Genomic DNA, 25,062 nt, shown 5'->3' with positions numbered 1-25,062 from the left:
GGTAAGACAATGATTTGTAACGATTTTTTTAATAAAACAGTTGACTTGGGTAAAGTGTCTCTATAATATCCGCACCCGTAACGCGCTCGTAGCTCAGCTGGATAGAGTACCTGGCTACGAACCAGGCGGTCGGAGGTTCGAATCCTCCCGAGCGCGCCATACAAAGCAAAGGCTTACGTCACACGGCGTAAGCCTTTTTTTGTTGTGGTGCAAATTAAATAGGGGAATCACTCAAATTTTGTATATTTTGACGGCCCCGTATTCCCCCCTATCTCGACAAGTAACTTAAGCATGAACACTTTGGCCCCGGAAAAGTGCGCGTAACACCTTTAGAGGCAACACAATCTAGGCATCAGTTAGTGAATCAACCACTATAAATACTCTCTCTTTAAAATCGATGCTTAGGGCAAAGCCACTCCGCGGCGCTGGCCACATAAATATGAATAGAGAAATATTTAGAGATAACGATAATGGGGTTTTAGTCGTACTATCTAAAATTTCCGCCGATCATTTTGAACTAAAAATTGACCCTTCCTACAACTTTGCTGTTGCATACCAAAAAACTTCCCACTTAATTCAAATGGACGCATCCGAGTTAAAGAAGTTTTCTGTCGACTTAGAACAAGGAAATAAAGCTACCTATGGAAGTAAATCTTGGCTAGGAGCAGAGACGATTACCATTAAGAAAAAGCTTTCCCCTGTACAGTACAGAGAAATTCGCCTAGTCGATCGTGTACTTGTAATTGGTTTTCATATTGTTCCTGCAACTTTAACAGGTCGGTTGGTGAAGGGCCTCGTAAGTGCTATCAAGTCGGTGTAACAAGTAATCAGGGATTTTCATCTTCGTGACTCAAAGCCAAAAGTTGAACGAAGCACTTACTTATAAAACTAAAACTTTACCAACCCCTCCAGTCACCACCCCAGGCAAGTTCCCCCACCGGGCGATATAGGTAGGCGATGTAAATACCTGCCGCATCTTCCATTTTCTTGATGCCTTCAGCTCCTAGAAACAGCCTCCCGCGACAAAACTTTTTCTTGATCCGGCCCCTCGCCTGCTTGGTCTGCCCTGAGTGATTGCCCTGGGGTGAACAAATCATTCTGGCCGAGCGCACGGGTGATTATCTCGATTAGTCCGACGCCCGCTTCCATAAAGCGGCAGCCTGTGCCGTATAATTCGGCAATGACTTCTCTCACCAGCCGTACGATCACCCACATGTCATCGGTTGGGTATAGGGGCTGCACTTCGGCGCTGCGGCTGTAGTAGCTGGGTTCATGGGGTGAGATATACAGGAATACTTGTATCGACTTTACCTGGGATTTCTGTGCGCGCAGCTTCTCTGTGACCCCTCTGGCCTAGAGGGCGGTGGCTTGCAGTCTGGGCGCTGGCTCACTGAGCTTTTCACCAAAGGAGCGGGTGAAATAGTTCTGCTTCCTCGCCGGGGCTCTTCTTCCAATCCCAGGCAGGGAATCCCGCTCAATTCTTCAATAGTGCACTCAATATTCATATTGATACGGCGGCGCAATATTTTTGGGTTGACCTGGCCAGGTCATAGGCGGTCTCTATGCCGAAATCCGCCAGACGATTGGTGAGACGCCGACCTATGCCCCACGCATCACTGACGGTAGTGCGGCGCTGTATCTACTGCCATTTCTGCGGGGTATCCAGCACACAGACGCCATCGCACTTGGGGGGGGGCTTGGCCCCGCGGTTAGCGAGCTTCTTCAATGTCTTACTGGGGGCGATACCCACTCCCACAGGCATGCGGATATTATGCCAGAGCGTGTTACGGATTTTGTGGCCGTAGCCCTGCCAATCCACTTGCATCCCGTGCAGGTCCATAAACACCTCATCAATGCTGTAGACTTCCACATTCGGGCCGAACTCGCGCAAAGTGGCCATCACCCGCTGGAAAGTACCGCCATACAGTAGATAATTGCTGGAGAAAATCACTACCCGGTGGGCGCGCAGGTCCGGCCGGAATATCTGCACACCGCTGGCATAGCGGCTATCCTGCAGGCCCCATGTCTGGAGGCTTCAGCGACCGCTTTAAGGTGTACAGATTTATGGTTTACATTCTCGCAGGTTAAGCGGTACAAATGGGGCGAATCAATTTATACCTAATAAGGGTGCGCCGCATAACAACCAACAGGGCGACTGATTACCAGGCTGGAGTTTTCGATAGTACTGAAACAGCAGCCAGATTTATTTGCGGTGAAGACTGAGGAGTAACCACTCAGAAGCTGCTGCATCGCATGACTATTTTTAATAATGACTCAGGAGAAATCATGGACGAGCTCGAACTTGGAACAAAGGTCATTCGCACTGCCGTTGTCACGACAACCTTTTTCCTAATTAGCGCTTTTATAGTCTGGCGTGTAATAAAGCCACTAAAAAGCTTAGAAGGCAGAGTTCCTGAGAAAAAAGTCCTTTACGATGAAAAGATGAAGGCATACGAAAATGCCGTACTTTTGATAAGTGGCCTAGAGTCGAAACTAAACCGCCTTCTAGCTGAATTCGAGAAAATAAGTAAAGACGATGGTCCCGGCTGCAAAGCTACAAAATCCAAAAAATCCTTCATCTCGCACCTCAATAAAGTTGATAAAAGGCTGGGGAAACTGGCGCCCCACTTCGAACCAGAAGTACAAACGCTGATTGAAGATCTGAGGAAATCAACTGAGCTTGCCTCGCAGTCGGTTGGAATTTTTGCTCAGGACCATGAAAATTTTAAGCGGCTACAAAAGAAGTTGAACACCCTCACAAAAAGCATCTTTAAAGATGGACATAACCACTTTTCCACTCTGTCGACTAGCGCAACTAACTAAACACCATGTAGAGTTAAAAGCCCGATTTTCGGTTTTGCCAAAACTCCAGTATGCGGCGCCTGCTGGACTTCATTAGGATTTCAATAGAGCGCATCCGCATATTGCTATCAATTTCCAACCTCACCACCTTGGACGGCGGGCCGAAGCGGCGCCAGTCTGTCCTCCTGGGCGCATTGACACACTTGGGAATCTTTGGTGCCCTCCTCCCTCAAGGCAGGACATTAGGCATTGCAAGAGTACCAGTAAAATGCACAAGAAGCCTTCAATGATTTCGCAGTAGGTCATCCCGGCAATGAGTACCAGTGAAATGCTCTCTATGTTATTCACGCCCTCTCAACACAGAGCTTGCGAACTATTAAATCGGGCTTAAATTCGATCCAGATCAAATTATTGCCTGGCATTGTCTGCCTCCTCAATACATGCACGAAACCGAGCAGTTGTTGGTCAATGATTGTATATCTCCCAATTCATTTTTTCGATTAACTACATTACACCGAGGGAAATTTATCGTAATAAATAATTTGTTGAATTAAAGGGCTAGTAAGTGGTCAATATATAGACGTTGAAACCTCTAAAGAAAAGGGAATTGAAGTACACACCGAAACCAATATACTTCAAGAAAGCGACTTCATTCTTAATGAAATCACGGAAGTCGATGGCGCAGACATTGTAACCACTACTTATGAAATCAGAACACCCGTAGGCGTCACCTTCACTCGCAGAAGCAAAGCTGCTGCGCTTACAAAACTTGAAAGCCTTCTGCAAGAGCAAGGTTTTTCAAACTCAGGTATAAGCATGCAACTAAAAAATAGGCCCTACTTATCGGGCCTAATTTCTTTGCGCCACATCAGCCCATACTTACCAGCCACTATCCCAAACTGCCGCTTGTAGATGGCTCTGGTAAGGGGGCCGCTCATCGGGGCCATTATCGCCCTTACTCTGGTTATGGCCCTCTTCCACCAGCCAGAGGTGGCCGGGTCTTTGCCGAAGGCGCGGCGCTGCTCGTAGGCCCAATTGGCACCGCCATACTTATGGACTCAAGCGAGCAGGACTACATGCTCAACATCCAGATCCGAAGCCTTTTGGAAAAACTGGCCGCTATAGGGGGCCACCCATAAGCGTGGCATAACGGTACAGGCCTTTTCATTTCTGAGGTTCACCGGAGTCAAGGAGAGGTGAATCAGCAGCTCTTGGCGAGTGCTCTGACAATCACCATCGGCATTGGACCACTGGGGAAGCCACTACTTGTGATCATAAACCTCGGGCTCAGTTTAGTAGCAGCCGTTTAAAGTGGCTGTTACGGCAAGTAAGAGAAATACACAACAGTGCTTTAACATCGAAAGGCAGTCTAACATCCAAAACTTATTTTGATGACTGAGCCATATATGATTAGAACGGGACAGCTGGGACACAAGAGTATCCCAACTCAGTCGAAAGCTTAGTCAGCACTTTTTGTGAAATGCAGACTGTCTTTCACCCGAATCCCGGTGCTTGGGTCAGCGACATACCAAGTTAGCTCGTAATCTCCAGCCTCAAACCACTCTGGTATCGTTAAATAATTTCGAGTGTAATCCTTCGCCTCAGAATAGTTCAACACAACATCCCGTGATTTATGAATAGGATATTTATCCCCATTGGGAAGAGTAAGCACGCTCCATTGCTCAAGAGTAACCAATGATCGTGAAGAATCTAAATTACGAATACTTGCATCATAATTGACTCTTCCCCCGTAGGAAGGTACTGAAAAATCGGCAGATTCATCAAGCTCAATCGCCAGCTGAATATCAGATAGGTCCCCTTCAACAGCCAGCTTAAAGTCCCAGAATTCAACATAACCACCGGATACGCTGACCGTAAATTTACCTTCCCCATCGAGGAAGTTTCTTTTCAGGAGGCTACCATTAAATCTTCCAGCACAAAAACCGAAACTTATCAGTTCTGAGACAGGATTGGGGTTTTCCTGTGTTGGAAAATCGAAGCTGTATATCATCCCTATTTCATGGGACTCAGAATAACCCAAAATGAAGGACCCGGTAGCAGGTTCACTTTCCAGTTCAAGAAATGCCTTAGAGGCATTTCCACCTTTAACCTCGTTACTGATACAAGCGTTATCAATGCTGTCGAATTGATAGCCAATATCTAAATCCACCTCGTACTCAACTCCATCTTCCATCTTCCATCTTGAAGGGGAACGGCTCACCTAAATCTATTTTTGTACTGATCGTATCTGCCTGAACCAAGGTCGATGCGCAGATTAAAGTGAAACTAGCGATAGAATTCTTCAATACAGCCCTATACTGAGGGTATTTACTTGTGATTTTTTTCAAAACGATATTCCATTACATACATTATGAGGCACAACAATACTTCGGACAGCTTTTTATAACCCAGTCATGAAAAAGCAAAGCCCTTGGTTTGATAAAGGAAGAGCTGGGACACAAGAGCGCCCCAGCTCAGTCGAAAGCTTAAAACTTAGTCAGCACTTTTAGTGAAATACAGACTGTCTTTCACCCGAACCCCGGTGCTTGGGTCAGTGACATACCAAGTTAACTCGTAATCTCCAGCCTCAAACCACCCTGGTATCGTTAGATAATTTCGAGTGTAGTCCTTTGCCTCAGAATAATTCAACACGACATCACGTGATTTATGAATGGGGTAATTATCCCCATTGGGAAGAGTGAGCACGCTCCATTGCTCAAGAGCAACCAATGATTGTGAAGAATCTAAATTGCGAATACTCGCATCGTAATTGACTCTTCCTCCATAGGCAGGAACTGAAAATTCGACAGGTTCGTCAAGCACAATCGCCAACTGAGTATCAGAGACATCCCCATCTACAACCAGCTCAAAGTCCCAGAAATCTACATAACCACCAGATACATTGAACGTAAACTTGCCTTCTCCATCAAGAAAATTTTTTGCTAATACGCTATTTTCTTCCTCGCAGAAATTGATGCTTTCTTGTAGCTGTGGTACAGGGTTAGGATTTTCCGGTGTTGGAAGCTCTATACTCCTAACCAGCATTTGCGCCATCGAATCAATAATTGGGAGAGTGAAAGGCCCTGAAGGTTCACTTTCTGTTATATAAAATGCTGCGTCGGCAGTTCCATTTTTAACCTTAGTATTGATGCAAATTTTCTTAATGTTATCGAATTGATAGCCAACATCTAAATTCACCTCATGTCTAACTCCATCTTCCATCCTAAAGGGAAACGGCTCACCTAGATCTATTTTTGTACTGATTGTATCCGCATGAACCAGTGCCGATGCACAGATAAAAGTGATACCACCGATAGAATTTTTTAACACAGCCCTGTGCAGAGCGGATTCTGTAGCCAGCTTTTTCAAAATTACAACCTATTACATATACCATGAAAAAAATAAATACTTCGGACAGTTTTTTTAATGCCCAACCCTAATAAGGCCTGCAGCTTGATAATCGGCATTAATCGCACTCTTGGACATCTCCAAATTGTGAAAAAATACCTTTACAGAGCTACAACCCTAAAACAGCTAGGCCAAAACTGTCCGAAGTATTTTATTTCATTCTTTCCCCATGCCCCAAAATTTTCACCTCTATATATGTACCAACTAAGCCAACAGTTAAAAGCAGAGTGATCAACTAACCTGGTTGCCCCAGTAAACATTATTTAACGCGGATAACATCTACCCCAGCACCCCAGCCAAATCACTGTTTGCATTCCCTGTGATCTTCGGCAGAGTCCCCCAGCGGTAAGCGATACGCCAGCCGCCACTGCCTTTCATATACAGCAGATTGTCCGCTTTTTTCGGGGCCACTTTTGCCAGACAAAATTTCCTGTAGCCTGACATTGACACATAGCGAGCAAGCTGGCCGAATTTGCCGGCCCAGGCGCCGCTTCCCGAAGCCACTAGGTAACGCTCGCCATTACTGGCAGTGCCCGGCGGATCGTTTTGTATGGCCTGCTCTTCTAGCTGCAGTTGTGCGTCGATAGTGTCCCGGGCTTGACGGCGGGCGCTAGGGTGTCCTCTTGTGCGTAGGCTTTGCCGTTATTGGGTATGTCGCTAAATCTGCTTGATTCCTGCTAATACGCAGATTTGTGCCTTCGGGCCTGGGCTGATGTCTGCGCTCTGGTCATTCACCGATAACCGCTAAAAACTGGCTTTGGTCGTAGACAGCCCAGCCACCTAAGCGCCCTACTCCGAGTAATTGAAATACTAGCTGGCCAACGTCACCGACCCAGACCTGATTTTTGATCTGTTCGACAAGCTGCGGGCAGCTTTACCTTTCTTTCAGCTTTTGATCTTTCAGGTATGCTTCTCACTTTTTAGAAAATCATTAATGTATCGAGCCAGAGCATACTTCAGATAGCTTGTTGCCTGAAAGCTATTTTCTCTAATCAGTTCAGCATTCAAGCTGTGAAAGAACGACTCCATATGAGCATTATCCGTACATTTACCTGCTCTATTTAAGCTATACTTGATACCATATTTTCTCAGCTCTTTTTGATACTCAGCTCCTCTGTACTCTACACATCTGTCCGTGTATAATATTAATCCCGGCTGTGATCCTCTTTCCCTTATAGCATTTATCAGGGTTTTTCGAGTTAATTCTGTTGTTCTCTTCGTATCTAAACTCCAACCGATTATTCGGCGAGAGAACAAATCCATCGCCACTGACAAGTACTACCACTCCCCCTTAGCCTTAAGGTAGGTCACATCAGCATCCCAAACTTGATTCCTGCTTTTAGGCACAGCTCCATCCGGTCTAAGATTCTCCTCGGAGGCTAGGAAACGTTTATGCCTGATGCCCTACGTGTCACTCCCGTAACTATGGCTACGACCCCTAATTCCTGCATCAGCCGGGCTACGCGCTTAGGGCTAACTTCATAGCCCTTAGTCAGCAAGACTTTCCAAATTCTTGGACTACCATAGCGCCCTGCAGAGTCATCGGAAATCTTTTAAATCTGAATCTTGAGACCATCATCTTGGTATTTTCATTCTGATCGCGTCCTATTCAGCCAATCACAATAGCCCCTGCATGATACACTCAGCCACTGACAAGTTCTTTTGATTCCTAGTTCTGATCCGAACCTCTGGACGAATTGAGATCTTGCTGATGTCCCTCCGCAAGAAACCGTTGCCACTTTTTTAGCAAATCAAGCTCCTGCTTTAATTTACGATTCTCCGCCACTAAACGCTTTACTCTAAAAAGTTCCTTTTCTGCTCTAGAGACTACCCCAGTAAGCTTTTTTCGTTTATCAGCCACAATCTTTCCTTCCTGATACTCTTTTCACCATCGTGACAGCATGAAAGAGTGAATATCGAGAGTTTCAGCCACTTCCTTAACTTGAATACCCTCTATCAAGCTAAGCATTACCGCTTTCACTTTGAATTCGTTTGAATACTGCCAAGTCTTTCTAGGTTTGTTGTATTTCGGTATAAGACACCTCGTCTGTTTGACTTTGGTGTCCGTTAAAATGGGGAAAGATCAGAACGCTAGTTGAGCAACTTGTTAGGTCTCGGATGAAACGATGGAATTAAATAATGACACATAATCTTCAGTTGCTGGCGCATAGAAACCTGGTTCGATTGCCCCACACTCACCTGTGTATTTATTGCTCAGTATTACAATTCTAGTTTTGCCTACCTTTATCGGTGATTTCCACTCACCCTCTGTATGGATGGAATAGCAATTACCTTTTGGGGCTACTCACTTTAGTTCTTCAATCATTTCAGTATCTAATTTGTAAGAATAGTGTTGCCCATTTACCGAATGTAGATTCAAACTTTTTACTTTATAGATAATGACACCTTCTGCTCCATCGATGTTTTTTGATAGCATCATGCTTATACTATTCGGGTATTTCTGCTATTACAGATAAAGACCTTCGTACAACTCCAATTACAGATAAAAATATCATGAGTAGAGCACCTAATACCGCGCTCCACGGAAATTTAGAAAATTTAGTAGGTAAATTTTCCGTGGCAGCGCTTTATTAGCAGTGGTTTAATAGTATTTAACGTTGCCCGATGTTCTCAATCTTGGACTGCTTATTGTTCCACAATAATTATCGACTTCTCGCACATCAAAAACCTTGATGGCTCCATCATAGCCTCCATATAGATCATTATTACGGAATTCGTTACCAATAGAGGGGCATTCCCCAGATGGTTTAGTACAGCCATCAGAGTTGCTGTCATCTAGATTCCATCCTCTAACATCCGCATTACAGTACCACCCTTGATAAAAAGCCACTCGCCCAGAAGAGTAAAAGCGATTATCAGCTATGTAATTATAGTTTGATTCATCTCTCACCTTTATTGGGTCTCCATTTATACGCAGAAAACGATTACTTAATACTTCATTATTCGACGAGTAATGAGCGAAGTATATTGCATGAATTGCTGATGCCCCTGCCGGGTTGTTCAATATATCTACGAAGTGTGTATTAGCAATTGAATTATTGCGAGAATTCACAAAGCGAACAGCGGCTGTAGAGTTACCAAAACCAGTATACTTTCCTCCTATCCTATAAAAATACATTCCATACAATTCATTTTCAGAATTCCAATTGCTAACGTGGCTTCTATTGCCTTCAAATGACATGGCTGTGTGATAATTTTGAACTTTAATATATCTAAATTTCAGATTACTTGCTGAACTATTTGACTTTCTCAATGTAAACCAGGTATCCACATTACCACCTCCATCAAAAACAGGCCTGTCCTTTGTGAAATTGATAGGTGTAAATGTAATTGAGTGGCCATTAGTATAGGTCCAGACAACTGATTGACTAAAGTAAGTTCCTTGATTTATATGAATCTCTACTGGCTGGTTGGGTTTGTATAGTTCAAGAACATCTTGAGCTCGCGAGAGGGTTTTTATAGGGTAAGAATTTGTGAGGCCTTCGTTAAAGTCACTCCCCAATGGGGAAATATAAATCTTGAATGAATCCGCAGAATAAGAACAGTTACTCCATAAAACTATAAAAGATAATACTATATATTTCATTATTTCTCCTTTCCTGATCGAGTGTTTTGGTCTTGCCAACATAAAAGGCTGAGCGTCAGCAACGTCGAGCCCAACGTAGTGGAGCGGTTTTTGATGTATTTATTAAATGCTCTTACCATGGAATACCCTTGGAATCTTCATAAAGGGTAACAAGGTTATAGCCTTTATAATATTTCGTATATGTGACCATTTGAAAACTAAAAACCCCAAAAAGGGCATCCAAATTAGTACTGAGAATACTGCCATATACGTAATGATATGCATTCCCTCCTTCCAGGTAAGGCTTATTTGCAATACATATATCCTCGGCCCATCACATGAAAACCAAGTTGGTATGCACATTAACAATGACAACACGATAATAGTTTTTTCAGTAGTGTTGATATGGCTTCTCCATTTGGCATTTAACGTCGCGAGCTGAGGAAAATTGCTGGAGCGAAGCGCAGGTAATTTGTCCCTAGTCTTGCCCTGTTAGTTGTCACTTACTTGCAGCTTTCTTTTTAGTGTGAACTAAGCGCTAAAAGAGCTAGCAGCCCCAATAGAGCATATTATGACCATGCGGCTTATCGTACTCCATTTCTCTTCGGGTGAGTATGGGGCGATGCCATGAGCATGGATTTGATTTAGGCCATGCTGCGACACCAGTGGAACAACTATACCTGCGACTAGAAAAGCGGCGCAGGAAATATATAGCGTATATTTTTTGAAAATTAGCTTAAGTGGAAACAGAAGGATACTAGCGAATAGCAGACCCAATAGCCATACAGAAAAATACCCAACAGTCCCGCAAACAAAAAGGAAAACCCATCCCTGAAGAATATTAGTTCATTCAGTGCAAGATACAGCCCGCCAACAACTCCTGCAGTGAGGGGTGCTATGTATGGTGCACTCGTAGGCTCATTCATGTATTAGCAACTAAACGTCTTGAGCTGAGGCAGGCCGCACGAAGTGCGGGCTGTCCGGTGGAGGTCAGAAGGGCCGGAACAAACAGCATCAACTTGTTATGTGCAAACAGTAATTCTCCCAAAATCTACATCCTATGTTTTAGATTTATATTTCTATTGGCTACGTTTGTTTCGAAAGACACGTTAAAACCTTCCTATGCCTGAAATTTAGGCCAACGTATTCCAAGCAATTAGAGAGAGCCTTTCCTGTAATTTGTTATGTAACTAGCCATCCTTAGCTATATCCTTAATTCTTAATCCTGCAAGTAACGATGATGCAAATATTAGGAAGCCACCAACAAAATATCTTCTATTACCCTCTCACTTCACAAAGAATTCAGCGGATTTACCTTGAGGAAGATCTCCTGTTGCCAATATCATAACCCCAATAAGAAACAAACTTATGCAAAAGCCGAAGAAGCATATCTCATAAAATAATTTCATTGATAACTCAAAATTTTACTCACACATAACGCCCAGTCTGTGTTTTATACACATCATTTAAGTCCATTTAAAGCCTCCGCTGCCTCCATATAATGGAGAATTTTAGTGTACCCCTGCCAAACGGTTTTAACTCCAGGCTCACCATCGCCGCTCCGCCCCAGAAAGCCTCCAAGTCCTGCCAGCATACGAGTTATATCTCTCATACTTGGAGCTTCACTTGGTGGGGAGATTTTAGCCTGCATTATCCATATCATACGCCACTCTTTTTCAGAGTAGACTTTCGTACACGATGTATTAGGAAGCGTTCGTGCTCGTGTTGTCATGGAGTGTAGACGCCACCCAATAATCATATAGATTGCAATACAGTTCAGCATTCGCTGCTCGGTTCTAAAGCGATTACTTTCTATCTGGCATCCGCCTTTCACCACTCTAAAATAGGTTTCAATTTCCCATCGACTTCGATACCACTCAATGATAATCCTTGCTTGCTTAAAGTCCTCAACTGCAAGATCGGTCAGCAGCATCCATTCAATACCTTTCTTGCCTTCTGGTGGGCCTAATTCCTTAGCAAAAACTGCGTAGATAGAAAGAGGTCGTTTTGATTTTCCTTTTCCCTGCAATCTTACTTCTGCAATGGATACACTGACCTTAGCTTCCCTTTCTGGCTCTCCATTTCTTTTGGGGATACCTACTGTGTATTTTCCGATGGACTTCTGTTTGGTCAAATAGTCCCAAAGTAAAGTCGTATCTTCTCCTTCGATCTCTAAACTACGATTAGCCTTGGCTCGAACAATATAGCTTGCACGCCGATGTTCATTTTGATCTTCAGCTAATTGAAACCACTCATGAATATCCCCCTCTCTATCCGCAATGCTCACAATCGTGGTTTCAGGACAGTGCTCTTGTATCTCACAAGCTGATTCATAATGGTCTAGCCAACGTCGACTCTCTTTATCTTGTATCGACTTGGTATAGCGAGAATTAGCACTAGATTCTTTATCTCGCTGCCACATGCTACCCTCAATAATACCCAGATTATCTCTGGATGGTGTTATAGCGATAGACGTATGTAGGAGCTGCTGATTAGTCTCTTTGCGTCGGAGTGTTCCCATTTCTTTGCTTTCTAAATCGGTAGCAAAATTTAGGAAAGTGGTATCCTGAGGGATAAGAACAACTGGTTGAACCTTGATTCTTTCAAGAGTGGCTGATTTATGGCCACTCATAATGGAGTCAAAGTTGACTTTATCATTTTCGATAAATCGATAGGCTGCAAAGGTTTCTGCCCAAGACTTGTTTGCACAGGGAATACTGCTCTTTGGGTCGGAACTTAAATTACTGAGAATATTGGACAACCGCTTATTCAATCGTGCATCACCCATAACCTGATTTTTCACTTCGTCCCTGACCCAGTCCTGCATTATTATCCAGCCAAATCTGTAGCTCCTATACCGTACAAACTGTAACTCATTGATTTTTATAATAAAACTGAAAAAAACTTGTGTATAAACTTAGCGCCAAGCTAAGCGGCGCGCATTAATGCGCGTCCTTGCCTGAGCGCCTGGTTATGCGGATTTTAGTTGCTCCGAGAAAATCTCTTCGATTAACTGACATTGAAATTTTTCCATCGGTGTAGAAGCGTTGGAAAACTCAATGAACCAATCAACCCACTCAAATGCGTCGCTATCTGATTCTATTTTTGGGTACAAAGTAAAAATCAGAGCGCGAAGCAAGCTTTCTTTTTGCTTACCAATTTGTTCTTTGTTTTTGGCAATAAATGTCCAAACACGTTGTTTAGATAGCTCAAGCTCTGTTTCACTAACATTGCCTAAACGAAACTCGTTAGCGATTTCTAGCTCCTGCTTTATTGAGTTAGGCAGTTTGTTTTTAAACCTATTTAAACAACGAATCATAAACGTAAATATTTCATCTTCGAATGAATTAAGATCATACGATTCTTCGATTATATCTAAAAGCTCTCTTGGATGACTCATAGTTTTACTTACGCATAACGCCGCCAGCAGGGGCAGCTTACTTGTGCACATTTTGCGCAAAAATGGGAGCACAGCGACCTGCGCAAAAGGTGCACAAGGTGCACAAGGTGAGATGTCCCGCGGAGGGCCAAAGGCCCGAAGCTTCATTGCCTGGCCTTGTTATGCGCTCTACGTATCGTACTCGCCGCTATCCCATGGCTCAAAAAATGCCATGTAGTTACCGGGTAGTAATTCTACAGCCCAAATATCATCCTCATCTTCAGGCTCACTGACAACTAGCCCGAATTCTGTTTCATTGATCCTTACAGAAAAAGGCTTAACTTCAATTCTTCCTAAACTTACATTTCCGAGGCCTTCTAATTTCGATGAATACTTCGCTTTTGCTTCATCTTCTGAGAAAGAACCTCTACGACCTAAAGCCTCAATATCTGAATCTACTAAATTACCCAACCCGTCAAATTTGAATAACGCGATATATTCAGCGATACCCGGCTCAAAAGGAGTTGTTAGGAAGAATTGCAGCCCTTCTTTGGTAGTTCCGATATGCCGAGCATGATAGTTATCATGATCTATCGCAATTAACTCTGGTTTTCCATTCATGTCTTTGTAGTTCTTTTTACGCATAACGCTTTTAGCAGGCGCGCGTCGCTTGCCTAAATTTGTTAAGTGCTCGTAGCTCAAAAATACGCTTGAGAACATTTTCGCTGTCCTTGCATTGCTGCCATAGTAATTCACGAAGCTCATACCCTCTTTGCGCCTCAACTGGAGGAGCGCCAGTAAAATACAATTCATCACTGAAGCTACACATTCCTCCATATGCACGCAATGAGTGAGAAATACTTGCTTGTGGCTTATTGTTTTCTAGTAGCTCCAAGGATTTAGAGAAATAGGCGAACCAATTCTCTTCATTATATTCTCCGAGAACCAATACTAACTCTTCAAGAATTATCTTATATGCACTGTACTTATCGCTCATAGGCACTTAACGTTGCCAGCAAGGGCAGCCGAAGCAGAGCGTAGGCTGTCCAGCCCAGCCTCCGGCTGGGCGATCTTGCCTGGCCTGGTTATGCATTTGCCACCCCTGTCACTATAAGGTACAAAAAAAATATAGTAGCCGCCAAATATAGAGGCACCCGAATTACCCCCGCAATTCTATTTGGAACCCACTCATTTTTAGATCTTGCAATTACAAACTCTCTGAAAGATAAAAAGAAAAATATACACCCAGATAAAAAAGCTCCCACCCTAGACTTCAAAAATGAAAAATCAAGAATATCCGGACTAAAAAACCTTATTGTTATTAATGCGAGCATGCCAAGGACCGCTATCAAAACAACAACTTCACTAACACCAAAAGCTCTCTTATTCATAATGCATAACGCCGTCAGCAAGGTAAGCAGGGTAAGCTGTCCCGCAGAGGGCCGAAGGCCCGTAGCATACTGCCTGGCATTGTTATGAGCACCTCTCACTGCGACGCAATTCCATTGACCGAACTGATTGAGATTGATTGCTTACAGCCAGGGGACATACCCTCTGAACAGCAGTACTGAACAGTTACCGCCATGTCATAACCCGATGCTGGCATATGAAGCAAAACGCTGGGTTGCTCACTACCAACTTTATAATCCATAGAAGAGCCTGAAATTTCGTTTTTACCGAGTAATAGATAGGTTTGAACTCGACCCGCTAAGCAATTTCCGAGCTTGTTAGCAAACTCAAGCTGATATAGAGAAGTATCAGTGCTTCCAGAATCTATTTTTGCCAACTTGACAGATAGTGACTCAGCGTTTTCCCGTGTTACTTCAGTATTTTCAGGTAGACCACCGGCCATAGATCCACCACAAAACACTAAAAACGAAGATTTTAAAATGTGCTTAAACATAGCTCGTTTTGCTCATAACGCTAAGCTAACCGGCAGCCAGTGCGAAGCACGCTTTTGGCTGTCCGACTCCGGCCGCTTGCGGCCGGAGTGTAGTTGAGCGCCTTGTTAAGCCTGGCACGAAGCTCGCTATTCACCATGAAACTGTTCCCACGCTTCAGATTCAAGATCACCACAATCTGATACTAAATTTCCAGACTCGTCATATACCTTAAATCTATGTTGAGTGCCGCCTATGCTTCCAGAGCCATCAAGCCCCAATAGCAAGGAATAGAAGGTATCAGTAAGAACACCATCTAGGACTGATACCATCAACTTCTGCTGGTTTGGGTTTAGCTCCATATTCTTAATTATGGAAGCCACCTCAGTTTCTTCACTGCCGGAGGTATAAAGTTTCAGGAGATCTTCTTTCTCGATCTTCCAGCGTTTTACAAACTCTTTGGCATCCATACTTTTTCTCTGAGGGCTTAACGACGCCGGCAGGGGCGGCTTACCTTGTGCGCATTTTGCGCAAAAATAGGAGCGTAGCGAGCTGCGCAAAATGTGCACAAGGTAAGCCGTCCCGCGGAGGGCCGAAGGCCCGGAGCAAATTGCCCGGCCTTGTTAAGTTTTTTTCGAAAGCACATATGTAGAATCACTTGCCTCAATGACTATTTTATAGCTCTTAAGTCTTTTACCGTGCGAGCTCAACACAAGTGTGCCATGCAACGTTGCTTCATTGATACAATTTACGTCACTCTCTGGACCAATCCGAACTATAGCCTTTATGAGTAGCGAGCGATTAGATAGACGTTCCAAATGTAAATCCCTGACCCCGTCACACCAGAAGGTATCAGGCTTGGTAACCTGCTTAATTTTCCAGGTTACAAACCACTCGAGATTGTTCTCAATCTGTCTTCGTTGCCATTTAGATTTGGCTAAATTGATAGCGAAGCGGTTCTCCATCTTTCGGATGGTTTTATTTAAAGCTCGTGTGCTCGAATATTCGTCCATGCTCAGCAAACTTAACGCCCGCAACAGGGGCGACCAATGTTGTGCGCCTTTTGCGCAATAATGGGAGCGAAGCGACCGCGCAAAAGGTGCACAGATTTGGGGGTCCCGCGGAGGCCCGAAGGGCCGGAGTATCCTGCTTGCGTTTGTTAAGCATTTGCTAGGACACCGGACATCCAAGTAATACTCATAAACACAGCGAACGCAAAGGATAAGATGAATATGACTTGCACTCGAGAAAGCTTCGTCTCCATTCCAAAGTTGAGAAACGCCTGTATTCTAGGATGGAAATAGGATTTCACCCCAAGGATGGCAGAGACAAAGGCTATGGCCGTATACATTAGTACTACACCCCAGAATTTTTCCGGATTATCTGAAGCATTAATAGTCTCGGATAGTCCAGCTCTCTGATATGCAATCACTTCACCCAAGACAGCAGATGTCGCTGCATAGCCGCCGCTGACAATGGCCAAAACGATAAAAAAGGGCTTATTTCTTTTAGGCATATGTGTCTTGATGCTTAACGCTCAGCACACGGGCGGCCGAAGCGTAGCGTAGGCCGTTCAGCCCGCGCTTTTTGCGGGCGATCGTGCTGCTGCTTGTTAAGTACTTTGCCATTCATAAGAAAAAGGCTGCTCCATGTTTTGTGTCCAAGTTACCAGCTTTTTACCAAGGTTGTTTAGTTCTTGGTTAGATATACTGGAAAAGAAATGTGCAATCGCCGTAGATTCGTCTTTATTTTCGGAGTTGTTATTGGTACGAATTTCTATATTTAGTTCTCCGAGTTTTTTGTAAGTTACTTTGCACAAAACATAAGCGTAGTAATTTGATACCTCTGAACCGTACTCCAGTACAACCTCACCTTTGCCAAGCTTCGGAAAGAAATTTTCAAGCTGCTTTGCGAAGGCAGAAAAGTCATCTGGATAGATATAAAAATCTTGTGTTGTAGCTAGGAGATCATTAGAGGCTGCTAATTCTAGTTGCAACATAGAATCATCATCTTCCCAAACCTTTTTAAATTTTATGAACGCCATACTCTTGTGTACTTAACGCCGCCAACAGCTGCGGCTTTGTAGTTGATTGGTATTGCGCTAGCGTAGCGGAAAGCGCATAAGCCAAGCAACGGAAAAGCCGTCAGATGCTTGGCTTTGTTATGAGTTTTTAATACCGCGTATTGTTTTAACTATATGATGTATTAACCCACCAGCTATGAACAACCATAACCCTATACCCACAAGCATGTTCATCCAATATCCACCAGGATCGTCTGCTAATGTATATTGCTCTCTACCCCCCCTTCCTATACTGCCCATCTCGCCAGAAAAGTACCCATTTGCGAGCATCACTGCGCCCAGCACTAAAACTATCAACATTAGTAATATTGCAGTAATTAACTGCAATATTTTCATTGTTTTTGGTTCTTCCACTCCGTACTACCCATTACTCATAACGTTCGCATTTGCGGCGGCTGGAGCATAGCGTAAGCCGTCCGGCCGCGATAGCGGCGAACAACATGCGCTTGTTATGCATTTCTACTTGCCGCGCCAAACACACCACAAAATTCTTGCTCCATTTTGGGGCTGATTATGCCAGCTTTATACATAGCCCAGGTAAAATGCGCACCTAGCCAACATGCTTTATCCAGAGCATCATCATCCGAATCAGACCTGTACTCATGGACAAGCTCACTATCAAAGTTATTCTCGTGATCAAGCTCTCCTGGTGGCTTTTTAGCATAAACATTTAATAGCGTATTTGAAGCTTCTGCCACATAATGAGCTAACAATCTGGTTTTAGAATCATGAATGTAAAATTGTAAACGGAAGTAAGAATCGTGGCACGAGCTTTCGCCCCACACAATTCCTTCATTTAAGCCAATCAGTTCTATCAATTTTGAGTAGATGATATTCATTCGGCCTTTATGCATAACGACCGCAGCAGGGGCGACCAATGTTGTGCACCTATTGTGCTAAAAAGGAGCGCAGCGACAAGCACAATAGGTGCACAGCGTTGGGCGTCCCGCGCAGGCCCGAAGGGCCGGAGCTATACTGCCTGCGTTTGTTAAAGGGACTTGCCACACCACTGTGTTACTGCCACTTTAGGATCAACCTCAGGCTCATTAACCTTTTCACCAGAGCTAGCCGCGCACTCGTTACTACCACACGTATATCCAACAGCACGATCTACTTCTCCGTACTCTTGAATTAAGCCAACAGCTGCATTGTTACGAAGATAGAAGCGATTCTTATACGTTCCAGTTGGTACTGCGAGCGGAACTGGTACTACGCCAACAAATGCTCCAGCACCAGCCCACGACGTTCCGTCTTTATATATAAGTACTTTGCAATACTCAAATTGATCTACAGAATCAGGTTTTCCCCAACGTTCGATAATTTCAAGTTCTGAGTAAGGCGAATCTCTCTTTTCGAATGAGAATTTATTTCTCTCATTCCCTAGACTGAATTCTGTTCTAGCCCATTCTTTTTTCCCGTAAGTTCCAACAGCAAAACCAACACAACCCGACATTATGCTTAGGGAGACTATTACGAGAACTGCTCTAATCATTGACGTACCTTTAACGTCGCAAGCACAGGCCGGAGCACAAAGTGCGTAGGTCCAGCCAGCTTTACTGGCGATTGTGCCTTGCCTTGTTAACCATTGCTTGGCAGTACCTCCACTACTAGGGGAAAACCTAAAAGCCCCTTGCGCATTTTTACCGTGACCTGCTGACCTATTGTGAAATTTTTGTTTTCAGTTAAGTGCTTTACGACAACATCATTATCAGTAAGCTCTATATATTGAAACTGGTCGTAACGAATGCGACGCTCGCCTTTTTTCGAAACAACGAAGCCTTGTTCATAAGTGGCAAAGACATTAGGTACGTTGTTTAAAAGCGATACGGCAACCATCGTAAACACGATACAAAGCGATAAGATTAGCTCTGTGTGAAATACACCCTTATACCAGGGTAGCTTACCGCTGTAGTCCAGCATGACGTACATTGACTGGGCATTTCTATGCTTTTTGTATAAATAGATAGCCACACCGACTACAAGGCCCAATAAAATCCCTAAAGCAGTTAAGTAGCTACCATAAAGCACTTCTGAATTGAGCAGGAATCCCATTTGGATCGTCACGCCAATTACTACTCCGATTCCTGCGATGGATACTGGTGTTCTCATAGATGGTTAACGTTGCCAGCAAGGGCAGCCGAAGCGAAGCGTAGGCTGTCCAGCCCAGCCTCCGGCTGGGCGATCTTGCCTGGCCTGGTTATAGCTGGCGCGCACTGAACGACCTACTTGCTCTCTGCCAGCCAACTTTGGCTAGCCACTGCCCGATAAATTTACAGGGGAAAATACCATACTTTCCCCAACGGTTAACTAACTGACTGGCACTCCACGATGCGGCAGCTAACTTGCAGAACTTGTTGGCTTAAAACGAAGGCACTTGAACGAAACTGCGGTACCAGTTTGCAGGAGAACTCTCTGCTGAAGTGTGTTCAGGTAGAGATTGTTACTTGCAGCAACTACAAACTATCTAAAAATTGACCGCCACAATAACGTTGCCAGCAAGGGCAGCCGAAGCGAAGCGTAGGCTGTCCAGCCCAGCCTCCGGCTGGGCGATCTTGCCTGGCCTGGTTATAGCTGGCGCGCACTGAACGACCTACTTGCTCTCTGCCAGCCAACTTTGGCTAGCCACTGCCCGATAAATTTACAGGGGAAAATACCATACTTTCCCCAACGGTTAACTAACTGACTGGCACTCCACGATGCGGCAGCTAACTTGCAGAACTTGTTGGCTTAAAACGAAGGCACTTGAACGAAACTGCGGTACCAGTTTGCAGGAGAACTCTCTGCTGAAGTGTGTTCAGGTAGAGATTGTTACTTGCAGCAACTACAAACTATCTAAAAATTGACCGCCACAATAACATTTATATAGTGATCATCACGACCACTATTATCTTGATTACTATTTCAGATGCAAATTCCCGCCATGGCTCTGACTTCCCCTCAAAAATCAACTAGATACAATTAATTGGCACTATCTTCACAAATGGAAAAATGGTCATCATGACCACTATCATAGATTTCTTTCCGCATCCAACCCGTTGATTTCATTAGACTTTCATCACCAACCCACAACTTCTCAAAAATAACGGTCACGACGATCGAAATCTCTGTTCTGTTTTGGTCATGAATTGGAGGTAGGTTTCACATTTGAAATGATTGAGCGCTGGAACTATCAGCTCGCACTTAACCCTCAGCTTTATTTCCAGTAAAGAAAAACCCCTTGCCCAATTAACGATCTCAGAGCAAGGGGTTTTAATGTATTAGTATTTAAATTAAGCCGTTAGGCAATTCGCCCAGCACGCAGCCATTCAGATACGCAGAAAGCCAGCTCCAGCACTTGGTCGGCATTCAGTCTTGGGTCGCATTGGGTGCGATAGCAGCTGGCAAGATCCGCTTCGGAAATTTTCCAGGCGCCACCAGTGCACTCTGTAACATGTTCACCGGTCATTTCCAGGTGGATACCTCCGGGGTGACTGCCTTCGGACCAGTGTACCGAGAAGAAGTCGCGGATCTCTCGTAAAACTTTATCAAAATCGCGGGTTTTGTAGCCATTGCCAGCTTTTACCGTATTGCCATGCATGGGGTCGGTACTCCAGACCACAGAGCGCCCCTCTGCCTGCACTGCACGTACCAGTGAGGGCAGCTTATCGGCGAGGATATCGGCTCCCATACGGGTAATTAAGGTAAGGCGGCCAGCTTCGTTCTCAGGATTGAGCTTATCGATCAAGCGCAGCAGCTCATCAGGCTGCATATTGGGGCCGACTTTTACGCCGATAGGATTGCAAACCCCGGAGAGGAATTCCACATGGGCACCATCCAGCTGGCGAGTTCGCTCACCAATCCAGAGCATATGCGCAGAACAGTCATACCATTTACCGGTGAGGCTATCGGTGCGAGTGAGCGCCTGCTCGTATTCCAGTAATAGTGCTTCGTGCGAGGTGTAAAGCACCGTCTCTCGAATTGCGGGAGTATTTTCTGAGGTAACGCCGCACACCGCCATAAATTCCAGCGCTTCTTGCAGGCGCTCGGCTAAGAGTGCGTATTTTTCACGCTGCGGATTGTTCTTAAGAAAGCTCAGGTTCCAACCATGCACCTGGTGTAAATCAGCCAGGCCGCCCTGGGCGAAAGCGCGCAGCAGGTTGAGAGTCGCCGCCGACTGGTTATAAGCGGTAACCATACGCTGAGGATCTGGCTGGCGAGCTTCCGCAGTAAAGTCGATACCGTTGATAATATCTCCACGGTAACTTGGCAGCTCAACACCATTAATCGTTTCAGTATCGGCAGATCGGGGCTTAGCATACTGGCCGGCCATCCGTGCCACTTTTACTACGGGTAAATTACCTGCAAATGTCAGTACTACAGCCATTTGCAGCAGCACTTTAAATGTATCGCGAATGCGGTTTGCGTTGAAATCGGCAAAAGATTCGGCACAGTCGCCGCCCTGTAACAAAAACGCCTTACCCTCCGCTACCTGGGCCAATTGACGGCGCAGCTCACGCGCTTCGGCAGCAAATACCAAAGGTGGGTGGCCAGCTAACTGTTTGGCAACCTGGGCAACATCATCGGTGGAGGTGTATTTAGGCTGTTGGTGTGCGGTGAAGTTTCGCCAGCTCTGCGGGGTCCAGATTTGGGGGGGGGATTCAGACACTGGGACTCCTAGCTCAACTTCCATCTTTCACTCTTACATCTTTAGGTAAAACTTAAGGGTGAGCAATACGCTCACCCCCAAATGTGCCGAATTTACAGCACGCTGGCAACTGCCTTGCAGAAGTATTCCATATTGTTGGAGCTCAAACCGGCAATACTGATGCGGCTGGAGTCCACCATATAGATGGAATAGTCCTTCTGCAGCTGCTGCACCTGCTCTGGACTAATGCCCAGGAAGGAGAACATGCCTTTCTGCTGACGGATAAAGCCGAAATCACCAGCAGCTTCGGCAGCGGCCAGGCCTTCTACCAAACCGGCGCGTAGCCCGTTGATACGTTCACGCATCTCGGTCAATTCCGCTTCCCAGTTCGCTTTAAGGCCTGCATCTGTAAGGATAGATTCCACAATCGCTGCACCGTGGGAAGGTGGCATGGAATAGTTCCCACGAATGGCACTCAGCATCTGGCTATGGCCTTTATCGGCGCTCTCACCGTTGGCATAGATCACCATCGCCAGGCCTACACGCTCACGGTAGAGGCCGAAGTTTTTAGAACAGGAGGCTGCCACTAACATCTCGGGCACAGATTCAGCCATCAGGCGTAGACCATAGGCATCGTCTTCCAAGCTTTCGCCAAAGCCCTGGTAGGCCATATCAATAAACGGGGTGAAGCCCTGTTTTTGCGCCATTTCTGCCAGTACTTTCCACTGCTCGCGAGAAAGATCCGCACCACAGGGGTTGTGGCAGCAGGCGTGGAACAGAACCACATCACCCTCACCCACGTTCTTTAGGGCCTCCACCATTTTGTCGAACTGCAAGCTGCTGGTAGCGCGGTCGTAATAAGGGTAACTCTTGATGTTGAGGCCAGCGTTACCAAGAAGCGGAACATGGTTCGCCCAGGTAGGATCGCTCACCCAAACCGTGGCCCCAGCCTTGGCGCGATTGATCAGCTCTGCCAGAGCGCGCAGGGCTCCACATCCACCGGGGGTTTGCGCTGAGCGCACTCGGCCTCCAATCATGGCCGGATGGCCAGCGCCCAGGATCAGCTCCTGCATCACCGAATTGAACCCTGGGGTTCCCGCAGGGCCAATATAGGCTTTGGTTTCCTCGCTTTGCAGTAAGCGAGTCTCTGCCTCTTTTACCGCCTGTAAAACGGCAGTGTGGCCGGCCTCATCCTTGTAGACCCCTACCCCAAGGTCAATTTTGCTGGGGTTTTCATCCGCACGGTAGCTGGCCAGCAGGCCGAGAATTGGGTCTGGCGGTAGGCTGCTTAAATGCTCAAACATTTGAAAACTCCTTTATTTATCCTATTTATTGGTCTATCAAGCCGCGCTCGGACCACTCCTTAGCGCGAACCATCAGTTTTTCGATAATGCCATCCAGTTGCTCCCGCTCCTCAGAGGAGAGCGAGGCGATCAAATCATTTTCATACTGCTGCGCGAGCGGCACTATGCGCGCATACACCTCACTCCCCAGCTCAGACAGGTTCAACACCTGACGACGGCGATCCGCAGGGTCTTCACTGCGAGTGATGTAATCGTTCTTCAGTAGAGAGGAAACAGCGCGGCTAATGGCCACTTTATCCATGGCTGTCTGCTCCACCAGCTCAGCGGCGGAAAGATCGGGAAAGCGCCCGAGAATGGCCATCACCCGCCAGGCGGGAATGGTGAGATGGAAGCGCGCACCATACGCTTGAGAGATGGCGTTACTCACGCGGTTCGAGAGCACCGAAAGGCGATATGGCAAGAACTTCTCCAGGCGCAACTCATCCTGCTTTACCGCCGCATCCGGCGAATTGTGGTCATTGGTCATGGCTGCTCTCACACCTGCCTATCTTCGAACCCCGGTTGTACCAGATGTCCAATTTAACTAACATTGGTTTCAATTGTAACCACTGCGCGCACGAATGTTGCGCAGCAACATCCTGGAGCACCGGACAAAATTGGTCGCACAGTATAGGGTTTTCAGCGCCATTTTTGTTACCAGTCTGCCCGTTAAACGCAAAAAACATGCGTGGCAGTCCATCGAGTTGATCAATGTTCCGCCAGCCGCCCTGCGAGCAAGATGCGAGGCCGCCCATGAACAAGTGGATTCGCTTTCCCCGCGTTGAAGGGAAGACCAGCCGACAGGCCCATGCAGATTTCCCGGCCAATACCTTTGAGAGGGAAATGGGCAAGGAGGGCTTTTTTGGCCCCTGTACGCATTTCTACCATAGCCACCCCCCCACAGGCTGGAGCCAATTCACAGGCCCACTGCGACCACACGCCTTCGACAGCACCAAACTACAACATTCAGGCGATAGCCCCTGGGACCAGAAACCCCTTCTGCGCAATGAAAATAGCCTGGTGGGCCTGTGGATTTGCCGGGAACCCATGGACCATTTAATACGCAATGCCGATGGCGACCAACTTCTCTTCGTCCATAACGGCAGTGGAAAGCTGTTCTGTGATTTTGGCCGGCTGAGTATCCGCGATGGTGACTATATACTCCTACCGCGCGGGACCATGTGGAGACTCTCCCCCACCGAAAACGAGCCCCTGGAATTACTGCTGATCGAGGCAAGCGGTGGGCATTTCCAGCTCCCAGAGAAGGGGATTCTCGGCCCCAATGCTATCTTTGACGAGGCAATCCTGGATGTGCCGAGCATCGACGAAGCCTTTCTCGCCCAACAGGGAGACACCCAGTGGCAGGTAGTGGTGAAGGCACGCCAACAACTCTCCAAGATCACTTACCCATTTAACCCTCTAGATGCCACTGGTTGGACCGGTGACAACCTCGCAGTAAGAATCAACTGGAGAGATATTCGCCCAGTAATGAGTCATCGCTACCATCTACCCCCCTCTGCGCACACCACCTTTGTGGGCCCGGGCTTTGTCGTAGCCACTTTTGTGCCGCGCCCCATTGAGAGTGATCCCGGCGCTCTAAAAGTGCCGTTTTTTCACAGTAATGACGATTACGATGAGCTTATCTTTTACCACCGCGGCAATTTTTTCAGCCGGGATAATATTCACCCCGGCATGCTCACATTGCACCCCATGGGATTCACCCACGGGCCCCACCCAAAGGCATTTACCACCGGCGTAAAACATGCTCGCAAGGCAACCGATGAAGTGGCGGTAATGATCGATAGCCGCACCCCATGGGATATACTGCCGGATGCAGAGGCGATAGAGTTTGAAGATTACGTGAACTCCTGGAAAACGCCACAATAACAGGGGAAAGAATTAATAAATTAATCGGCAGCTTTCCCAGCCGCCACCATAATGACTGACAATAAAGGAA

31 protein-coding genes and 1 tRNA gene are annotated in these 25,062 nt (G+C 45.9%); 4 read left to right on the top strand and 28 right to left on the bottom strand.

Translation table 11 applies throughout. The annotated features are described in order from the left end of the window. Positions 1 to 82 precede the first annotated feature (82 nt). Positions 83 to 159, top strand: a tRNA-Arg gene (locus ACJJIC_RS11040). A 280-nt stretch (positions 160 to 439) separates the two neighbouring features. Further along, positions 440 to 820 (top strand): hypothetical protein, encoded by a 381-nt coding sequence (locus ACJJIC_RS11035; RefSeq protein WP_444909949.1) that lies wholly within the window; start codon positions 440 to 442, stop codon positions 818 to 820. 60 nt (positions 821 to 880) lie between these two features. Here the strand turns inward: ACJJIC_RS11035 and ACJJIC_RS11030 are convergent, their stop codons facing one another. The 3 genes from ACJJIC_RS11030 to ACJJIC_RS11020 all read right to left on the bottom strand — a co-directional run bounded on the left by ACJJIC_RS11030 (position 881) and on the right by ACJJIC_RS11020 (position 1,990). Next, complete coding sequence (locus tag ACJJIC_RS11030; protein WP_445357888.1) at positions 881 to 1,000, bottom strand: DUF4113 domain-containing protein; 120 nt, start codon at positions 998 to 1,000, stop codon at positions 881 to 883. Next, positions 997 to 1,290 carry a hypothetical protein gene (locus ACJJIC_RS11025; protein ID WP_445357887.1) on the bottom strand — a complete coding sequence of 98 codons (294 nt, stop codon included), beginning with the start codon at positions 1,288 to 1,290 and terminating at the stop codon, positions 997 to 999. Before ACJJIC_RS11025 ends, ACJJIC_RS11030 begins: the two co-directional genes overlap by 4 nt. Before the next feature lie 349 nt (positions 1,291 to 1,639). Next, positions 1,640 to 1,990: a Y-family DNA polymerase gene (locus ACJJIC_RS11020; protein ID WP_445356909.1), complete on the bottom strand. Its 351-nt coding sequence runs from the start codon at positions 1,988 to 1,990 to the stop codon at positions 1,640 to 1,642. 296 nt (positions 1,991 to 2,286) lie between these two features. Between ACJJIC_RS11020 and ACJJIC_RS11015 the strand changes: the two genes are divergently transcribed. Then, entirely contained in the window at positions 2,287 to 2,823 is a 537-nt protein-coding gene (locus tag ACJJIC_RS11015) for a hypothetical protein (RefSeq protein WP_445356908.1), read from the top strand. An 858-nt stretch (positions 2,824 to 3,681) separates the two neighbouring features. Here ACJJIC_RS11015 and ACJJIC_RS11010 read toward each other — a convergent pair. The 25 genes from ACJJIC_RS11010 to ACJJIC_RS10890 form a co-directional block, all read right to left on the bottom strand. Further along, positions 3,682 to 3,837: a hypothetical protein gene (locus tag ACJJIC_RS11010; RefSeq protein ID WP_445356907.1), complete on the bottom strand. Its 156-nt coding sequence runs from the start codon at positions 3,835 to 3,837 to the stop codon at positions 3,682 to 3,684. 424 nt (positions 3,838 to 4,261) lie between these two features. After that, positions 4,262 to 4,996 (bottom strand): RbmA family biofilm matrix protein, encoded by a 735-nt coding sequence (locus tag ACJJIC_RS11005; protein ID WP_445356906.1) that lies wholly within the window; start codon positions 4,994 to 4,996, stop codon positions 4,262 to 4,264. 299 nt (positions 4,997 to 5,295) lie between these two features. Beyond that, positions 5,296 to 6,171 (bottom strand): RbmA family biofilm matrix protein, encoded by an 876-nt coding sequence (locus ACJJIC_RS11000; RefSeq protein ID WP_445356905.1) that lies wholly within the window; start codon positions 6,169 to 6,171, stop codon positions 5,296 to 5,298. A 318-nt stretch (positions 6,172 to 6,489) separates the two neighbouring features. After that, a complete protein-coding gene (locus tag ACJJIC_RS10995) occupies positions 6,490 to 6,714 on the bottom strand; it encodes a hypothetical protein (protein ID WP_445356904.1) in 225 nt (74 codons plus the stop codon). 396 nt (positions 6,715 to 7,110) lie between these two features. Continuing rightward, positions 7,111 to 7,479, bottom strand: a complete 369-nt coding sequence (locus ACJJIC_RS10990; protein ID WP_445357886.1) for a DDE-type integrase/transposase/recombinase — start codon at positions 7,477 to 7,479, stop codon at positions 7,111 to 7,113. A 110-nt stretch (positions 7,480 to 7,589) separates the two neighbouring features. Further along, positions 7,590 to 7,760 (bottom strand): helix-turn-helix domain-containing protein, encoded by a 171-nt coding sequence (locus ACJJIC_RS10985; RefSeq protein WP_445357885.1) that lies wholly within the window; start codon positions 7,758 to 7,760, stop codon positions 7,590 to 7,592. Between the two features lie 119 nt (positions 7,761 to 7,879). Continuing rightward, positions 7,880 to 8,071: a hypothetical protein gene (locus tag ACJJIC_RS10980; RefSeq protein WP_444909955.1), complete on the bottom strand. Its 192-nt coding sequence runs from the start codon at positions 8,069 to 8,071 to the stop codon at positions 7,880 to 7,882. A 24-nt stretch (positions 8,072 to 8,095) separates the two neighbouring features. Beyond that, on the bottom strand, positions 8,096 to 8,245 hold the full coding sequence (locus ACJJIC_RS10975; protein ID WP_445357884.1) for a transposase: 150 nt from the start codon (positions 8,243 to 8,245) through the stop codon (positions 8,096 to 8,098). A gap of 567 nt (positions 8,246 to 8,812) precedes the next feature. Further along, complete coding sequence (locus ACJJIC_RS10970) at positions 8,813 to 9,817, bottom strand: hypothetical protein (protein WP_445356903.1); 1,005 nt, start codon at positions 9,815 to 9,817, stop codon at positions 8,813 to 8,815. Between the two features lie 1,441 nt (positions 9,818 to 11,258). Further along, entirely contained in the window at positions 11,259 to 12,623 is a 1,365-nt protein-coding gene (locus tag ACJJIC_RS10965) for an IS4 family transposase (RefSeq protein ID WP_445356902.1), read from the bottom strand. A 144-nt stretch (positions 12,624 to 12,767) separates the two neighbouring features. Further along, positions 12,768 to 13,343 (bottom strand): hypothetical protein, encoded by a 576-nt coding sequence (locus tag ACJJIC_RS10960; RefSeq protein WP_445356901.1) that lies wholly within the window; start codon positions 13,341 to 13,343, stop codon positions 12,768 to 12,770. Between the two features lie 21 nt (positions 13,344 to 13,364). Then, positions 13,365 to 13,820, bottom strand: coding sequence for a hypothetical protein (locus ACJJIC_RS10955; RefSeq protein ID WP_444909958.1), 456 nt, complete (start codon positions 13,818 to 13,820; stop codon positions 13,365 to 13,367). A gap of 7 nt (positions 13,821 to 13,827) precedes the next feature. Beyond that, positions 13,828 to 14,172 carry a DUF6966 domain-containing protein gene (locus ACJJIC_RS10950; protein ID WP_444909959.1) on the bottom strand — a complete coding sequence of 115 codons (345 nt, stop codon included), beginning with the start codon at positions 14,170 to 14,172 and terminating at the stop codon, positions 13,828 to 13,830. 88 nt (positions 14,173 to 14,260) lie between these two features. After that, a complete protein-coding gene (locus tag ACJJIC_RS10945; protein WP_445356900.1) occupies positions 14,261 to 14,566 on the bottom strand; it encodes a hypothetical protein in 306 nt (101 codons plus the stop codon). 95 nt (positions 14,567 to 14,661) lie between these two features. Next, positions 14,662 to 15,078 (bottom strand): hypothetical protein, encoded by a 417-nt coding sequence (locus ACJJIC_RS10940; protein WP_445356899.1) that lies wholly within the window; start codon positions 15,076 to 15,078, stop codon positions 14,662 to 14,664. Positions 15,079 to 15,204: 126 nt separating this feature from the next. After that, on the bottom strand, positions 15,205 to 15,525 hold the full coding sequence (locus ACJJIC_RS10935) for a hypothetical protein (protein WP_444909960.1): 321 nt from the start codon (positions 15,523 to 15,525) through the stop codon (positions 15,205 to 15,207). Between the two features lie 689 nt (positions 15,526 to 16,214). Further along, complete coding sequence (locus ACJJIC_RS10930; protein ID WP_444909961.1) at positions 16,215 to 16,571, bottom strand: hypothetical protein; 357 nt, start codon at positions 16,569 to 16,571, stop codon at positions 16,215 to 16,217. 96 nt (positions 16,572 to 16,667) lie between these two features. Beyond that, positions 16,668 to 17,054, bottom strand: a complete 387-nt coding sequence (locus ACJJIC_RS10925) for a hypothetical protein (protein ID WP_445356898.1) — start codon at positions 17,052 to 17,054, stop codon at positions 16,668 to 16,670. Positions 17,055 to 17,216: 162 nt separating this feature from the next. After that, complete coding sequence (locus tag ACJJIC_RS10920) at positions 17,217 to 17,492, bottom strand: hypothetical protein (RefSeq protein ID WP_445356897.1); 276 nt, start codon at positions 17,490 to 17,492, stop codon at positions 17,217 to 17,219. A gap of 95 nt (positions 17,493 to 17,587) precedes the next feature. Then, positions 17,588 to 17,977, bottom strand: a complete 390-nt coding sequence (locus ACJJIC_RS10915) for a hypothetical protein (protein ID WP_444909963.1) — start codon at positions 17,975 to 17,977, stop codon at positions 17,588 to 17,590. Between the two features lie 149 nt (positions 17,978 to 18,126). Continuing rightward, on the bottom strand, positions 18,127 to 18,630 hold the full coding sequence (locus tag ACJJIC_RS10910) for a hypothetical protein (protein WP_444884614.1): 504 nt from the start codon (positions 18,628 to 18,630) through the stop codon (positions 18,127 to 18,129). 86 nt (positions 18,631 to 18,716) lie between these two features. Next, entirely contained in the window at positions 18,717 to 19,247 is a 531-nt protein-coding gene (locus tag ACJJIC_RS10905) for a hypothetical protein (protein ID WP_444884613.1), read from the bottom strand. Between the two features lie 1,168 nt (positions 19,248 to 20,415). Continuing rightward, positions 20,416 to 21,783, bottom strand: coding sequence for a class II 3-deoxy-7-phosphoheptulonate synthase (locus ACJJIC_RS10900; RefSeq protein WP_445356896.1), 1,368 nt, complete (start codon positions 21,781 to 21,783; stop codon positions 20,416 to 20,418). 92 nt (positions 21,784 to 21,875) lie between these two features. Then, complete coding sequence (locus tag ACJJIC_RS10895; protein ID WP_445356895.1) at positions 21,876 to 23,066, bottom strand: amino acid aminotransferase; 1,191 nt, start codon at positions 23,064 to 23,066, stop codon at positions 21,876 to 21,878. 25 nt (positions 23,067 to 23,091) lie between these two features. Further along, positions 23,092 to 23,592 (bottom strand): MarR family winged helix-turn-helix transcriptional regulator, encoded by a 501-nt coding sequence (locus ACJJIC_RS10890; RefSeq protein WP_252085438.1) that lies wholly within the window; start codon positions 23,590 to 23,592, stop codon positions 23,092 to 23,094. 266 nt (positions 23,593 to 23,858) lie between these two features. Here ACJJIC_RS10890 and ACJJIC_RS10885 point away from each other — a divergent pair, with 266 nt between their 5' ends. Then, positions 23,859 to 24,992 (top strand): homogentisate 1,2-dioxygenase, encoded by a 1,134-nt coding sequence (locus ACJJIC_RS10885; protein ID WP_445356894.1) that lies wholly within the window; start codon positions 23,859 to 23,861, stop codon positions 24,990 to 24,992. Positions 24,993 to 25,062 lie beyond the last annotated feature (70 nt).

The sequence above is a fragment of the Microbulbifer mixtoriginis (SeqCode) genome (assembly GCF_052468275.1).
The sequence above is the reverse complement of the archived record's forward strand: the minus strand, read 5'-3'. Positions and strand labels throughout refer to the sequence as shown.